15 protein-coding genes are annotated in these 14,758 nt (G+C 36.8%); 12 read left to right on the forward strand and 3 right to left on the reverse strand.

Annotation, left to right across the window (positions count from 1 at the left end; genetic code table 11):
- The first annotated feature begins 4 nt into the window (after positions 1–4).
- The 5 genes from zwf to V7138_RS11530 all read left to right on the forward strand — a co-directional run bounded on the left by zwf (position 5) and on the right by V7138_RS11530 (position 6,575).
- Positions 5–1,519: a glucose-6-phosphate dehydrogenase gene (zwf, locus tag V7138_RS11510; protein WP_335397274.1), complete on the forward strand. Its 1,515-nt coding sequence runs from the start codon at positions 5–7 to the stop codon at positions 1,517–1,519.
- Between the two features lie 20 nt (positions 1,520–1,539).
- The gene (gene tkt, locus V7138_RS11515; protein WP_335397275.1) at positions 1,540–3,534 is read left to right on the forward strand and encodes a transketolase; all 1,995 of its coding nucleotides are present in this window, start codon (positions 1,540–1,542) and stop codon (positions 3,532–3,534) included.
- 30 nt (positions 3,535–3,564) lie between these two features.
- A complete protein-coding gene (gnd, locus tag V7138_RS11520; RefSeq protein WP_335397276.1) occupies positions 3,565–4,458 on the forward strand; it encodes a phosphogluconate dehydrogenase (NAD(+)-dependent, decarboxylating) in 894 nt (297 codons plus the stop codon).
- A gap of 30 nt (positions 4,459–4,488) precedes the next feature.
- Entirely contained in the window at positions 4,489–5,151 is a 663-nt protein-coding gene (fsa, locus tag V7138_RS11525; protein ID WP_335397277.1) for a fructose-6-phosphate aldolase, read from the forward strand.
- Between the two features lie 86 nt (positions 5,152–5,237).
- Positions 5,238–6,575: a glucose-6-phosphate isomerase gene (locus V7138_RS11530; protein WP_335397278.1), complete on the forward strand. Its 1,338-nt coding sequence runs from the start codon at positions 5,238–5,240 to the stop codon at positions 6,573–6,575.
- Between the two features lie 109 nt (positions 6,576–6,684).
- On the opposite strand, the gene V7138_RS11535 is transcribed toward V7138_RS11530, so the two are convergent.
- Positions 6,685–7,005 (reverse strand): winged helix-turn-helix transcriptional regulator, encoded by a 321-nt coding sequence (locus tag V7138_RS11535; protein WP_335397280.1) that lies wholly within the window; start codon positions 7,003–7,005, stop codon positions 6,685–6,687.
- Positions 7,006–7,460: 455 nt separating this feature from the next.
- Between V7138_RS11535 and V7138_RS11540 the strand changes: the two genes are divergently transcribed.
- Positions 7,461–7,802: a hypothetical protein gene (locus tag V7138_RS11540; protein WP_335397283.1), complete on the forward strand. Its 342-nt coding sequence runs from the start codon at positions 7,461–7,463 to the stop codon at positions 7,800–7,802.
- 132 nt (positions 7,803–7,934) lie between these two features.
- Positions 7,935–8,678: an SDR family NAD(P)-dependent oxidoreductase gene (locus V7138_RS11545; RefSeq protein WP_335397286.1), complete on the forward strand. Its 744-nt coding sequence runs from the start codon at positions 7,935–7,937 to the stop codon at positions 8,676–8,678.
- An 87-nt stretch (positions 8,679–8,765) separates the two neighbouring features.
- Here V7138_RS11545 and cdaS read toward each other — a convergent pair whose 3' ends face one another.
- The gene (cdaS, locus tag V7138_RS11550) at positions 8,766–9,389 is read right to left on the reverse strand and encodes a sporulation-specific diadenylate cyclase CdaS (protein ID WP_335397289.1); all 624 of its coding nucleotides are present in this window, start codon (positions 9,387–9,389) and stop codon (positions 8,766–8,768) included.
- A 75-nt stretch (positions 9,390–9,464) separates the two neighbouring features.
- A complete protein-coding gene (locus tag V7138_RS11555; RefSeq protein WP_335397292.1) occupies positions 9,465–10,796 on the reverse strand; it encodes a glycosyl hydrolase family 18 protein in 1,332 nt (443 codons plus the stop codon).
- A 198-nt stretch (positions 10,797–10,994) separates the two neighbouring features.
- On the opposite strand from V7138_RS11555, the gene V7138_RS11560 reads away from it, so the two are divergent.
- From V7138_RS11560 to V7138_RS11580, 5 genes are all read left to right on the forward strand, one after another.
- Positions 10,995–11,423, forward strand: a complete 429-nt coding sequence (locus tag V7138_RS11560; protein ID WP_335397295.1) for a MarR family winged helix-turn-helix transcriptional regulator — start codon at positions 10,995–10,997, stop codon at positions 11,421–11,423.
- A gap of 153 nt (positions 11,424–11,576) precedes the next feature.
- On the forward strand, positions 11,577–12,515 hold the full coding sequence (locus tag V7138_RS11565) for a ring-cleaving dioxygenase (protein WP_335397298.1): 939 nt from the start codon (positions 11,577–11,579) through the stop codon (positions 12,513–12,515).
- A gap of 20 nt (positions 12,516–12,535) precedes the next feature.
- Positions 12,536–13,144, forward strand: coding sequence for a flavin reductase family protein (locus V7138_RS11570; protein ID WP_335397300.1), 609 nt, complete (start codon positions 12,536–12,538; stop codon positions 13,142–13,144).
- A gap of 62 nt (positions 13,145–13,206) precedes the next feature.
- Positions 13,207–14,151, forward strand: a complete 945-nt coding sequence (locus V7138_RS11575) for a ring-cleaving dioxygenase (protein WP_335397303.1) — start codon at positions 13,207–13,209, stop codon at positions 14,149–14,151.
- Complete coding sequence (locus V7138_RS11580) at positions 14,148–14,753, forward strand: alpha/beta hydrolase (RefSeq protein ID WP_335397515.1); 606 nt, start codon at positions 14,148–14,150, stop codon at positions 14,751–14,753. The genes V7138_RS11575 and V7138_RS11580 overlap by 4 nt, the downstream gene beginning before the upstream one ends.
- Positions 14,754–14,758 lie beyond the last annotated feature (5 nt).

The raw sequence follows: 14,758 nt of genomic DNA on the forward strand, positions 1-14,758 counted from the left end.
TAAATTGGAATCAATGACTTTTGTATTATTTGGCTCAACAGGTGATTTGGCAAAGAGAAAGATTTTTCCTGCTCTGTACAACCTGTTTGTTGATAAAAAATTACCACAACCTATATCAATAATTGGACTTGGAAGAGCTGAACTCTCTCAAAAGGACTTTCAAGAACGAGTAAAAGAATCAATCTTTTCGTTCTCACGCCGTCTTGAACATGCTCCTGATGAAATGGATGTTTTTCTGGATTTATTTCGCTATAAAGCCCTTGATGTTACCGATAAAGCAGGGTATAAACCATTACTTGAGATGGTTAAGCAACGAGAAGCAGAACTGCAAATTAAAGAAAATCGAGTATTTTATCTTTCAGTCGCTCCTGAGTTTTTCGATGTTATTGCTTTAAATATCAAAGAAAGCGGCCTTGGGAATACCACAGGTTGGAAACGATTGATGATTGAAAAGCCATTCGGACATGATCTCGGGTCAGCTCGTAAATTAAATGAAGAACTAAGCGGTGCATTTAAAGAAGAAGAAATTTATCGAATTGATCATTATCTAGGAAAGTCAATGGTTCAGAACCTCGAAGCGCTTGAATTTGCAAATCCAATCTTACAATCCGTCTGGAACAAAGATCACATTGCAAATGTACAAATCACAGCGAGTGAAACAGTTGGTGTCGAGACAAGGGCGGGCTATTACGATCATGCTGGAGCCATACGTGATATGGTTCAAAATCATATGCTTCAAATGTTAATGATGACCGCAATGTCCTTACCTAAAAAGATTAATGCCTCGGAAATCCGAAATGAAAAGCGTAAGGTCATGGAAGCTGTTCGTCCACTGAATAAAGAAGATGTTCATTTGAATATCATTCGCGGGCAATATGGATCAGGGGAGAGTAATGGTAACCAGGTCATTGGGTATAAAGAGGAACCGGGAGTTAATCCTGCTTCCAAAATAGATACATTTATCGCAGCTCGTATATGGATCGATAATGCATTCTGGAAAGGTGTACCGTTCTATATCCGAACTGGAAAAAGAATGAAGGAAAAGTCAACTCGTATCGTAATTGAATTTAAAAATACATTAAACTCACAGTATGAAAATACGAACCAAGAAATAGAACCGAACTTATTAATAGTTGAAATAAGTCCAGATGAAAATGTCTCTCTTCAATTAAATAGTAAAAACCCTACAAATAATGGGAATATCGAGCCTGTTCGAATTAATTTTTCGTGTGAAGCTAATGGAATTGGTGTACCGGAAGCATATGAAAGAATTATATATGATGCTTTCATTGGGGATTCAACATTCTTTGCACATTGGAAAGAAGTTGAGTTGTCATGGGAATGGGTTCAACCGATTCTTGACGCATTTAAAGAAGATCTTGTTCCACTGCATGAATATCAGTCAGGTTCAAATGGTCCAAAGGCATCTGATTTGTTGTTGGAAGAAAATGGGTTTAAATGGTGGTTAGATGAAAGTACTCAAAATCAAGAAGACAAAGAATTAGTGGGAATGAAATAAGGATATTCTGGAGGAGAATCATGACACAAAATATTGAGAACTTAGCCGTTACAACGATACGAACTCTATCTATAGATGCCATCAATGCAGCCAATTCCGGCCATCCGGGATTACCGATGGGCGCAGCACCAATGGCTTATGCATTATGGTCAAAACATATGAATCATAATCCGAAGAATCCCAAATGGTTTAATCGAGACCGATTTGTTTTATCAGCCGGACACGGATCTAGCTTATTATACAGTTTACTTCATTTAGCAGGATATAACGTCACTATTGATGACTTAAGGAACTTCAGAAAATTAAACAGTAAAACGCCTGGACATCCTGAATTTGGCCATACTTCTGGTGTAGAAGCGACAACAGGACCATTAGGACAAGGGATTGCTAATGCTGTTGGAATGGCGATGGCAGAAGCATATCTAGCCGCAAAATTTAATAAGAAGAACTACCCTGTCATTGACCACTATACGTATGCTTTGGTAGGAGACGGTGATCTTATGGAGGGGATATCCTATGAGGCTATGTCAATGGCCGGGCATATGAAACTAGGTAAATTAATCGTCCTATATGATTCAAATGATATTTCCCTTGATGGTGACTTGAACGTCTCTTTTTCTGAAGATATTGAGAAAAGAGCAGAATCTGCTAATTGGCACTATATAAGAGTGGAAGATGGAAATGATCTAGAAGCAATCTCAAACGCAATCAACCTAGCGAAACAAAATCCTCATCAACCAAGCATTATTGAAGTCAGAACCATCATTGGGTATGGAAGTCCAAAAGTAGCAGGTAGCAATAAAGCACATGGCGCACCGCTAGGGCTTGAGGAAGCAAAGGCAACGAAGCAAGCTTATGGCTGGGACTATGAAGAGGACTTCTTTGTTCCAGAAAACGTGAAAGTTCACTTTGAGGATTTAAAGAGTAAGGGAATGGATGTTGAGGAAAAATGGAATGATTTATTCCGTTCTTATCAACAAGAATACCCAGAACTGGCAGATCAACTAACTAATGCGATACAAGGGAAAGTTCTAATTGATGCAAACGACATTTTAACCTTTGGAACAGGTAAAGGTGTTTCCACTCGTGTTGCAAGTGGAGAAGCTATTAACCATTACGTGAAATCAGTTCCTGCCATTTTTGGAGGAAGCGCAGACCTGTCTGGCTCTACTATGACAGACATAAAAGGAGAACAAATTTTTGCTGTAGAATCCTACGGTGCTCGAAATGTGTACTTTGGTGTAAGGGAGCATGCGATGGGAGCAGCTGCAAACGGTATGGCTTATCACGGTGGGGTGAAGCCTTTCGTAAGTACGTTCTTTGTATTTAATGATTATCTCCGTCCATCTATCCGTCTGGCAGCACTATCAAAACTTCCAGTCACCTATGTATTTACACATGACTCAATTGCTGTAGGTGAAGATGGTCCAACACATGAGCCAGTTGAACATTTAGCAGCACTTCGTTCAATACCTGGGCTTACGGTAATAAGACCAACCGATGCAAATGAAACAGCAAGTGCTTGGGCATATGCACTACAACAAACAGAAGGCCCAGTTGCATTGATTTTAAGTCGTCAAAACTTACCGGTATATAACGAAACAAGAGCAAATCTAGAATATGTTTCAAAAGGTGCTTATGTTCTTACTGAAACAAATTCAGCACCAGAGGCTATTCTAATTGCGACAGGCTCTGAAGTGTCATTAGCTGTAAATGCAAAGGAAGAGCTTGAAAAAGAAAATAGATCTATTCGCGTAGTAGCAATGCCAAGTTGGGAACTATTTAATAAACAAACATCTGATTATAAAGAAGCCATTTTACCATCATCCATTTCAAAACGGATTGCAATCGAATCTGGAATCTCGATGGGGTGGGAACGATTTGTTGGTACGGAAGGGAAAATAGTATCAATTGAATCATTTGGTGCTTCGGGTTCAGGGTCTGATGTTATGGAACAGTTTGGTTTTACAACTGAAAACGTAGTTCAAATAACTAAAAGTCTATTAAACTCTTAAAAAATGACAAAACAATTGGGGGAAAACAACATGAAGGTTGGATTAATAGGTTTAGGAAAAATGGGATTAAATTTAGGACAAAATCTTATCGATAACAATCATGAAGTAGTTGCATTTGATGTAAACCCAGGTGCTGTTGATGAAATGAAAAAATATGGAGCTTTAGGGGTATCAAGCTATAAAGAACTAGTTGAGTCTCTAGATAAGCCAAGAATCATTTGGATTATGGTTCCTCATGCTGTGGTGGATTCTGTCATTGACGAAGTTGCACCATTTTTAGACAAAGATGATATTGTGATCGAAGCGGGTAATTCTCACTATAAGGAATCCATCCAACGTTACAATGATTTAAAGAAAATTGGCGTACGATTCATGGATGCAGGTACTTCCGGTGGAATGGAAGGAGCACGAAATGGTGCTTGTTACATGATTGGCGGCGATCCTGAGGCGTGGGAACAGGTCGAACTTATTTTCAAAGATACAGCTGTCGAAAATGGTTTCTTGTATGCAGGGAAAGCAGGAAGCGGGCACTTCTTGAAGATGGTTCATAATGGCATTGAGTATGCAATGATGGCTGCGATAGGAGAAGGTTTTGAAGTATTGGAGAAAAGTGAATTTGATTTTGATTATGAAAAAGTAGCAAGAGTCTGGAATAATGGTTCCGTTATACGTTCATGGCTCATGGAATTAACAGAGAATGCATTTTCAAAGGATGCTAAATTGGATGAAATTCAAGGAATTATGCACTCCTCAGGTGAAGGGAAATGGACGGTTGAAACGGCTTTAGATTTACAAACAGCTACACCAGTTATTGCGATGTCCCTATTGATGCGTTACCGCTCATTAGAAAATGATACCTTTAACGGTAAAGTTGTTGCCGCATTACGAAATGAATTTGGTGGACATGCTGTCGTAAAAAAATAATAAAACAATATAAAATGGAGGAAACCAAAAATGAAATTTTTTATAGATACTGCTAACCTAGATGACATTAAAAAAGCATACAAAATGGGTGTATTATCTGGTGTAACAACTAACCCATCACTTGTTGTAAAAGAAGGCGTTAAATTCGAAGACCGCATCGCTGAAATTCTTCAAGCTGTGCCAGAAGTAGAAAGTGTATCTGCAGAAGTATCTCCAAGCGCTGAAACCGCTGAACAAATGATCGCTGAAGCAGAAGAACTTTTAAAAATTAACCGTGGCGACAAAAACATCACAATCAAAGTTCCAATGACTGTGGCTGGATTAGAAGCGACTCGCTACCTATCTAAAAAAGGTGTTAAAACGAACGTAACATTAATCTTCACAATGAACCAAGCTCTTTTAGCAGCACGTGCAGGTGCAACATATGTATCTCCATTCTTAGGTCGTCTAGATGACATCTCTGAAGATGGCGTACAGCTTGTAGCGAGAATCGCTGAGCTATTCCGCGTTCATAACATAGATTCTCAAATCATTGCTGCATCTGTAAGACACCCTGACCATGTTACTCGTGTAGCATTAGCTGGTGCTCACATTGCAACAATCCCTTACTCTGTAATTGAGCAACTTACTAAGCACCCACTTACAGATCAAGGCCTTGAGAAATTTGCTGCTGATTGGAAATCTGCACTGTAAAAAATTATAGTTACACTACACTTAGATCAGAAGGACTTCTTCTGTTAGTCCTTCTATACGAATAAATTTATGAAGGAGAAATTTATATGTCTATTACTTTTGATTATTCTAACGTACTATCATTCATGCAGGAGCATGAGGTTGAATATTTAAGTGAATTTGTTAAGGTCGCACATGATATGCTTCACGAGAAAAGAGGACCAGGTTCTGACTATCTTGGTTGGGTTGAATTACCGCTTAACTTCGACAAAGAAGAATTTGCTAGAATCAAAGCAGCTTCCGAAAGAATTCGTAGTAATTCAGACGCTTTAGTTGTAATTGGAATTGGTGGTTCATACCTTGGTGCAAGAGCCGCAATTGATGCTCTATCACATACATTCCATAACCAAATGGAGGACAAAACTGAGATTTATTATGTTGGGCAAAATATTAGTGCAACATATGTTTCGCATTTATTTGATGTGCTTAAGGACAAGGATATTTCAGTGAACGTAATTTCAAAATCAGGTACAACAACAGAGCCTGCAATTGCTTTTCGTATTTTCCGAGAGTATATGGAGAAAAAGTATGGAAAAGAAGAGGCTAGAAAACGTATCTATGCCACAACTGATCGCGCTAAAGGTGCTTTAAAAACTCTTGCAGATGAAGAAGGATATGAAACCTTTGTCATTCCTGATGATGTCGGCGGCCGTTATTCTGTTTTAACAGCTGTAGGCTTATTACCAATTGCTACGGCAGGGCTAGATATTGATAAAATGATGGCTGGTGCCGCAGCTGCAGCTGATAAGTATAGTAACCCTAACTTGGCAGAAAACCAAAGCTATCAGTATGCTGCTGTTCGAAATGCGCTTTATAGAAAAGGAAAATCCATTGAACTTCTGGTTAACTTTGAACCATCATTACATTATGTTTCTGAATGGTGGAAACAATTATTTGGCGAGAGTGAAGGAAAAGACCAAAAAGGACTCTACCCAGCTTCCGTTGACTTCTCAACTGACTTACATTCGATGGGACAATATGTCCAGGAAGGACGTCGTGACCTTATTGAAACAGTTGTAACTGTAAAAGAACCTAAGCTTGACATTACCCTTCAGGAGGAAGCATCTGATCTGGATGGCTTAAATTATCTAGCTGGAAAGACGATGGACTTTGTAAACAAGAATGCAGCACAGGGTACGGTGTTGGCCCATGTAGATGGTGGAGTTCCGAACCTATCTGTAGAGCTTGACAGACTAGACGAATTCACATTTGGAGAGATGGTTTACTTCTTTGAAAAGGCTTGTGGGATTAGTGGGTTATTGATGGGTGTAAATCCATTTGATCAGCCTGGAGTAGAAGCATATAAAAAGAATATGTTTGCCTTACTAGGTAAGCCAGGCTATGAAGAAGAAAGAGCTGAATTGCTAAAGCGTATTTCTAAGTAGGGTGACTATATAGAAGGAGGATACTAATATGCATAGTATCCTCTTTTTTATTTGAAATAAAATACTGCCTGATCATGACAAGAGGCATGAGCCAAGCAGTAAGAAATAATTATAACCATTTATTAGCCCAATCCTCAACCGTTTTTAAAGCCTTTCCCATTTCATGTCCCTTTTTTGTTAGTGAATATTCCGTTCGGACGGGACGATCCGTGATTACGTTTCGAAGGACTATTCCGCAATCTTCGAGTTCTTTTATCCGTTCGTTAAGCATTCTTTTACTTAAATCGGGAATCGATGCATGTACTTCACTAAATCGTTTTGGTTCCTCCATTAAAGTATGAATAATCAAACCCATCCATTTTTTTCCAATCATGTGATACAGTTCTTCAATCTTTGAACATTCTCTTTCCTGAATATCTTTATCTATCATGACTATACACCTCCTATAGCTGTAAATATCTATATATACAAAAAGTAACAAGGTAATATAATATACAATTTAATTATATCCTAGACAGACCGTTTTAAAAAGGGGAATATTATGAAGGAATTGTGACAATATTAATGAATTGTAGATGCGGTACTTTAGAAAAAATAATTTACTAGTTATTATAAAATAAACATTAATAGTTACTAGTTGACTTAAAGTAACCACTGATGTAATATAGGTTACATAAAGTAACCTAAAAACTTCACCAAATATATAGCGATGTACAAAGGAGAGATAGAAAATGATGCAAATATTAGACGCGAAAATGATTGATACCAAATCAGGAATTGAAACATATTTAGATATCCAAAAAAAATGTTCATGTTGCAGATTTACGCATTCCAACAGAAGACAGTCCATATTTCGATATAAAGATAGGAATTGAATACTATCGTTTGATTGATCAAAACTATTATGATAACCAGGTCAACTACTTTTGGATAAGAATACATCCAGATATGAATACAATTAGTCTATTAGAACCTGAAATACAAAACATCTTTAGTATAAAAGATGTAAATGAAAGAGCAGCAACTAAGAGGTTAATCGGAGAATGGTTAATCAATACAAATGCTTTTAGGTCTTCAATAAAAAATCTAATTAATGAAAAGAAATCTGAAAATGTGGTAACAGAAGCAGATATTCGAGAAACTTTACGCACAATTGAATTATTGGAAAAAACGCTTGAATTAGAAACAGAAGACATATTAAAGGCGGATGTCAAAAGATATTCTTAAGTGATTTAACAGAAACAAGATATTAATATTTTGAATTAACAATATCTAAAATCTCAATGGGATAAAAATACTTTGTTTACAAATAATAGTTTCGGGATAAATAATCTTTATATAAAATTGGAGGAATTCATCATGGGTAAATTAGACGGTAAAGTAGCAATAATTACAGGAGCAGCACAAGGCATGGGTGCTATGCATGCTCGTAAATTTGTGGAAGAAGGCGCGAAAGTAGCAATTACTGATCTTAACTTAGAAGGTGCACAAAAACTAGCCGATGAATTAGGGGAAAACGCAATCGCTCTTAAACTAGATGTTGCTAATGAAGAGAATTGGATAGAAGTTGTAGCAAAAACAGAAGAAACATTTGGTCCTATCAATGTGTTAGTAAACAACGCTGGAATTGGTATCTTCAAAACATTAGAAGAACTAACTGTAAAAGACTTTGAATTAACATTTAAAGTAGATGAGCTTGGAGTATTTCTCGGAATGCAAAAAGTAGTGCCATCTATGAAAAAAGCGGGTGTAGGTTCTATTGTAAATATATCATCTGTAGATGGTTTGGTGAGTGCACCAACGGCTATTGCTTATAGTGCTTCTAAACATGCAGTAACGGGTATGACAAAAGGTGCAGCTGCTGAGCTTGGACAACATAACATCCGTGTAAATTCTGTACATCCAGGAATTATCAAAACACCTATGGCTGACCAACCAGATGTTGAAGAATATCTTAAGCAACTTGAACAAGATATTCCACTAAGACGAAGAGCAGAAGTAGAAGAAGTATCTAATTTAGTTGTTTACCTTGCTTCTGATGATTCTAGCTATTCAACTGGAGCTCAATTTGTTGTAGATGGCGGAATGATTTCTGACCTATAAAAGATATAAAAGCTTATGGGAGCAAAAGAAAAATAGCTCAGTTTAATAACTGGGCTATTTTGTACTTAGAAAGCGGCACATAAGACCTTAAATTAATGAGCTAGAAGTTATGATAGGATAAAGATTTCCATCAATCGCGAAAGAAACTCTTCCTGTTTCTTCTGAAACAATTAATACGAGCGCGTCACTTTGCTCCGTAAGTCCAATGGCAGCGCGGTGACGAGTACCTAGCTTTTTTTCACCTGCATTCACTTTAGATAAAGGTAAAACATTTGCAGCTGAATAGATTTGATCTGAGCGTACAAGAACCGCTCCATCATGGAGTGGATTCCCTGGAAAAAAGATTGATTCCAACAAAGCAGCAGTTAGATTTGCACCTACAAAAGTACCAGGTTTTATATAAGAGTCAATCAAATCTTTCCGTTCAATTACAATTAGTGCGCCATGTCTAAGGCTAGAAAGATGTTGTATTGAGGAAGATATATCTACAAACTTATTTACAAATGGGGATAAATAACAATTTAAGTAAAAAGAAGAGGCAGCCGTTTCTATTGCTTCAAACTTTTCTTTAAGTCCTTCAATTCTACCTAAAAGACAGTTGTTTTCATTATCTAAACCTGCGACTACCTGGTCAATTTCTTTTGTTACATCTTGAAGCCTACTAACTAGCTGTTGTTTTAGTGGAGAAACGTCGCAATCGTTTTGTATCAATCGAAACACCTCGTTATCAGTATTTTACATAGACAAAGAGGGTGAATGCGTTACAATCACCCACTGAATGAAGTTTTACTTTATTTTACTTATGCTAAATTCCCCAAAGATTAATTCTTCCGTTTGAGGCATAGTTAAGCCTAAATGCCAACAACCAATACCTGCTAAGTTATATTCCTTAACTAGTCTTAGCTTTCTCAAAAAACTGCGTGGATCTTCAAACCAAACTTCGTGTAACTCCCCTTGTTTGTCAACATAGCGAAATGTAGGTGCAGCTACGTTAATATCGTAATGTATTTGACTTCTATACCCTATGTATAGGTCGATAGCATGTTGGGTTGAATAAGCCCTTCCTTTTCTATTTTCTCCAGTAATGGTCCAGTCATATGCATATTGAGGAATTCCTAACATGATTTTTGAACTAGGGATAACGGAAGCCGCATATTGAACTGTTTCTTCCACCTTATTAATAGGAGCTATTGGACCAGATGGACCTCCAGGCCAATGCCAATCATACGTCATTAAAAATATTTTATCTAAGTATTTTCCAAGTGTTTTGTAGTCATATGCTGTCGAATGAGATGGTATTTTATCTCCTTGTTTAGGAGGAACTGCCATTAAGACTTCCATTTTTGCAGGATGCAGTTTCTCAGCTAATTCTTTTATAAACGTATTAAGGTGGGAGCGGTCTTTTAGTCTGACTTGTTCAAAGTCTATTACAACCCCTTTATAGTCGTTTTTGTGGAGTAGAGAGTATATATTGTTTATTAAATTTTTACGTCTCCATTTATTACTCATTAAATGGTGGGCTAAGTCTGGATCAAATCCCTTCTCACTCAAGTTTGAAAGGGTAGCGTATGGTGGGAGATTTTGCTTCCATGCAATTTTGTGGGCCTCATTTTCCGCTAAATCACTTATATTTCCATCATAATCTGGTTTGTATTCGAACACAAAAATACTTGATAATGTTGAATTATAATTTTGTAAAATCCAAGCATTTTCATTTTTGCTTTTAGGAACGAAGTAGGTCCCAGTCCAAATTTGCTTTTTAGGGTTATCAGGTATACTTAGCTTTTGACCTGGTATAATCACTTTGCTTTTAAGGTTATTATGACGCATTAATTCTTTTTCACTTAATGAATTTCGGTATGCAATCTCCCAAATACTTTCTCCTGCACGAACATAATATGAATGACCGGGAATGACCAAGGATTGCCCAAGCACAAGTTCAGCAGTATTAGATAATCCGTTTAATTTTGCTAGATTACTTAAAGGTAGGTTATATTGTTTAGATATCTTGTCGAGACTATCCCCAGACTTTACCTCATATATAACCTGTGCTTGTGTTAGAATTGGCTGACACATTACAAAAGTTATAAAAAATATAATGAATATAACTTTTTTCATCACATAAATGCTCCTTTAAAAGTTTATTTGTTAAAAGTAATTTCTCATTATTCATAAAAAGTTATACGAAAAACTAAACGGTAATATAGAAGAGTAATGGCTAAATTTCAAAAAATATTTGACACATGCTTTTTTATGTTATATTATTATCTTGAAATTAAGATATTTTAATTCGAGATGTTTTTAGGGGGTGTAAGTGTGGAAAGAAAATGCACAAACCAACCGTTTTTGATTTTAATGCAAACATCGAGAGCGATCCAAGACAGAATTAGAGACGATATGATGAAAAACAACTTAAGCATAACTGACTTTTCAGTACTAGAAGTACTTTTTCATAAGGGTAAACAAACTATTCATCAAATTGGTAAGAGCGTATTGATTACAAGTGGTTCAATGACATATGTAATCGATAAATTAGAACAAAAAGGATTTCTAAAGCGTAGTGCTTGTCCAGATGATCGACGCGCAATTCATGTATCGTTGACGGCTGATGGAAGTGAATTGATGAATAAAATTATGCCTGAACATGAGGATTTTGTAGATCGGGTTTTTGATGCACTATCCTCTAATGAAGTAGATACTCTGGTAGATTTTTTAAAAAGAGTAAAAGAAAAGGTGGAAAATTAGTACAAAATAGTAATGATATCTTTTTTTTTTTGTAAGATATCTTGAAATGAAGATACTTTATTTCAAGATTATATATAAAAATAGAATGGTTTTATTTTATTAGTAAAACATGATAGTAAATTAGTCAAATAACTAAAATAGGAGTGGTAAAAAATGAGTAAAAAGACAATGGGGATTCACCACATTACAGCAATAGTAGGTCATCCACAAGAGAATGTAGATTTCTATGCTGGAGTATTAGGATTACGTTTAGTAAAACAAACTGTAAATTTCGATGATCCGGGAACGTACCACTTATACTTTGGGAATGAAGGAGGAAAACCAGGAACAATCATTACGTTTTTCCCTTGGGCAGACGCTTATCAAGGAAAAATTGGTGATGGTCAAGTAGGTGTAACTTCTTATGTTGTACCTAAAGGAGCATTGGATTTTTGGGAGTCAAGATTAGATAAATTTGATATTCCTTATTCTAAAATCACACGATTTGGAGAAACATATTTGGAATTTGATGATCCACATGGACTTCACCTAGAAATCGTTGAAAGAGAAGAAGGCGAAATCAATACTTGGACATTCGGAGATGTAACACCTGAAGTTGCAATAAAAGGTTTTGGCGGCGCTACATTATTTTCAGCAAAGCCAGATAAAACAGCAGAATTACTAGAAAAAGTAATGGGTCTTGAAAAAGTAGATGAAGAAGGAGATTTTATTCGTTATCGTTCTTCTGCAGATATTGGAAATATCATAGATCTAAAAGTAGTTCCAACTGGCAGAGGCCAAATGGGTGTTGGAACAGTTCACCACATCGCCTGGAGAGCTAGTGATGACAAAGACCAATTAGATTGGCAAAAATATGTTGCCCAAAATGGATATGGGGTCACGCCTGTACAAGACAGAAATTATTTCAATGCCATTTATTTTAGAGAACATGGAGAAATCCTATTCGAAATCGCAACAGATCCTCCTGGATTCGCTCATGACGAATCACACGAAACAATGGGAGAACAATTAATGTTACCTGCACAGTATGAGCAATATCGAGAACAGCTTGAACATAGTTTGATTCCAATTAAGGTGAGAACACTAGATTAATTTGTAAAGGAATGAATCAGATGCTTTCAATTGACCCAACTTCCATTTCAGAAAGAGAAAATTATAAGTTTCTAATTGGAAGTATTATTCCGAGGCCTATTGCATTTGTTACAACTCTTTCTGAAGATGGAGTCTTAAATGGAGCACCTTTTAGTTATTTTAATATTGTATCCTCAAATCCTCCGATGATTTCATTGTCAATACAACGTTCTCAAGGGGAACAAAAGGATACAGCTAGAAATATCTTGAAAAACAACGAATTTGTGGTCCATATTGTGGACGAACAAAATGTTGAAGAGATCAATAAAACAGCTGCGACTTTACCTCGAAATCAAAGTGAGATCGAGCTTACGGGTTTAACTTCGGCTGAAAGTGTTAGAATCTCAGTCCCTGGAGTGAAAGAAGCAAAAGTTCGATTGGAGTGCGTACTAGAACAGTCTTTAGAATTGGGAGGAGTGAATTCTCCTGGTTGTGATTTTATCATAGGAAGAGTTGTTCAATACCATATTAAAGATGATATCTATGAAAACGGGAGAATTGATCCTAGAGGGTTAGCTGCCGTGAGCAGATTGGCTGGTGCCAATTATGCGAAAATCGGAGAAATTTTTGAGATAGAACGACCGAAGTAGGGTCAAATTAAGAAAATTTTTGGGGGACGATGGAGCCGCCCCAAATGAATGGAGTGAATAAGATGCAAAAAACATCTGGTATCCATCATATAACGGCAATGGTCAACGATGCACAAAGAAATATTGATTTTTATGCTGGTGTACTTGGGCTAAGACTTGTTAAAAAGACCATAAATTTTGATCGGCCAGAAGTCTATCATTTGTATTTTGGAAATGAAACTGGAGATCCAGGAACCGTTATTACTTTTTTTCCATGGCCTAAGCAGCTAAAAGGTCGAATTGGAATGGGACAAGTAGGGGTTACAAGCTACTCTATTCCTCCCGGGTCATTAGAATTTTGGGAAGAACGGTTACGAAAATTTGGCGTTGAATTCACTTCTTCCATTCGCTTCGGAGAAAAATATGTAACATTTAAAGATCCAGACGGTCTTGAACTAGAACTAATAGAAAGAAGCGGAGGGCCAATCAATAATTGGAGTTTTGGCGGGATAAAATCGGAGAATGCAATAAAAGGTTTTGCTGGGGCAACTTTAATTTCGGCACAACCCAATAAGACTGCTGATGTACTTGAAAATGTATTGGGCCTTACTTGTATTGGTGATGAAGAGGGTTTTCTTCGATTTAAGTCCGAAGCTTCAATTGGAAATGTTATAGATATTAAATTAACACCTTCTGTTAGAGGTCTTATGGGAGCTGGAACGGTTCATCATATCGCATGGAGAGCAAAGGACGAGGAAGATTTGCTCAGATGGAGGAATCTTCTTCAAGAGAAAGGGTATCACCCAACAGAAGTGCGGGAGCGAAATTATTTTAAAGCTGTGTATTTTCATGAAGAGGGAGGAATCCTTTTTGAAATAGCAACTGACCCACCAGGTTTTTCGGTAGATGAGCCAGCTATTGGTCTAGGGAAAAAACTCATGCTTCCGTCATGGTTAGAGGCTAAACGAGAAGAGTTAGAAGAAAGCTTACCTCCTGTTGAGGTTCATGTATTGGAAGGAGATAAATAATGAAGCACATATTTAATAAGGGGACAAATCCGGAAAAACCTACATTATTAATGCTTCACGGTACAGGAGGAAATGAATTAGATTTGTTACCTCTTGCAGGAAGAATTGATGATGAGGCATCGGTATTAAGTGTTCGTGGAAATGTTTTAGAAAATGGGATGCCAAGATTCTTCAGAAGATTAGCTGAAGGCGTTTTTGACGAAGAAGATCTTATTTTTCGAACAAAAGAATTGAATGAGTTTCTTGATGAAGCAGCTAACAACTATGGTTTTGATCGAAATAATATCCTTGCAATTGGATATTCAAATGGAGCAAATATAGCAGCTAGTCTTTTATTTCACTATCAAAATGCATTAAAAGGAGCAATTCTTCATCATCCAATGGTTCCTCGCAAAGGAATTGATCTTCCTGATTTAACAGGAAAGTCGATATTTATTGCGGCTGGAACCAATGATCCAATATGCTCTCCATTAGAATCTGCTGAATTAAAGTCTTTATTAGAAAAGGCAAATGCAGATGTAGAAATTCATTGGGAAGATAGGGGTCATCAGTTGACAGCGACTGAAGTTGAGGCTGCTGCACAATGGTATAAAAATATTTAGCTAAA

The sequence above is a fragment of the Bacillus sp. JJ1533 genome, assembly GCF_036965045.1.
In the GTDB taxonomy this organism is placed as follows: domain Bacteria; phylum Bacillota; class Bacilli; order Bacillales; family Bacillaceae_L; genus Ferdinandcohnia.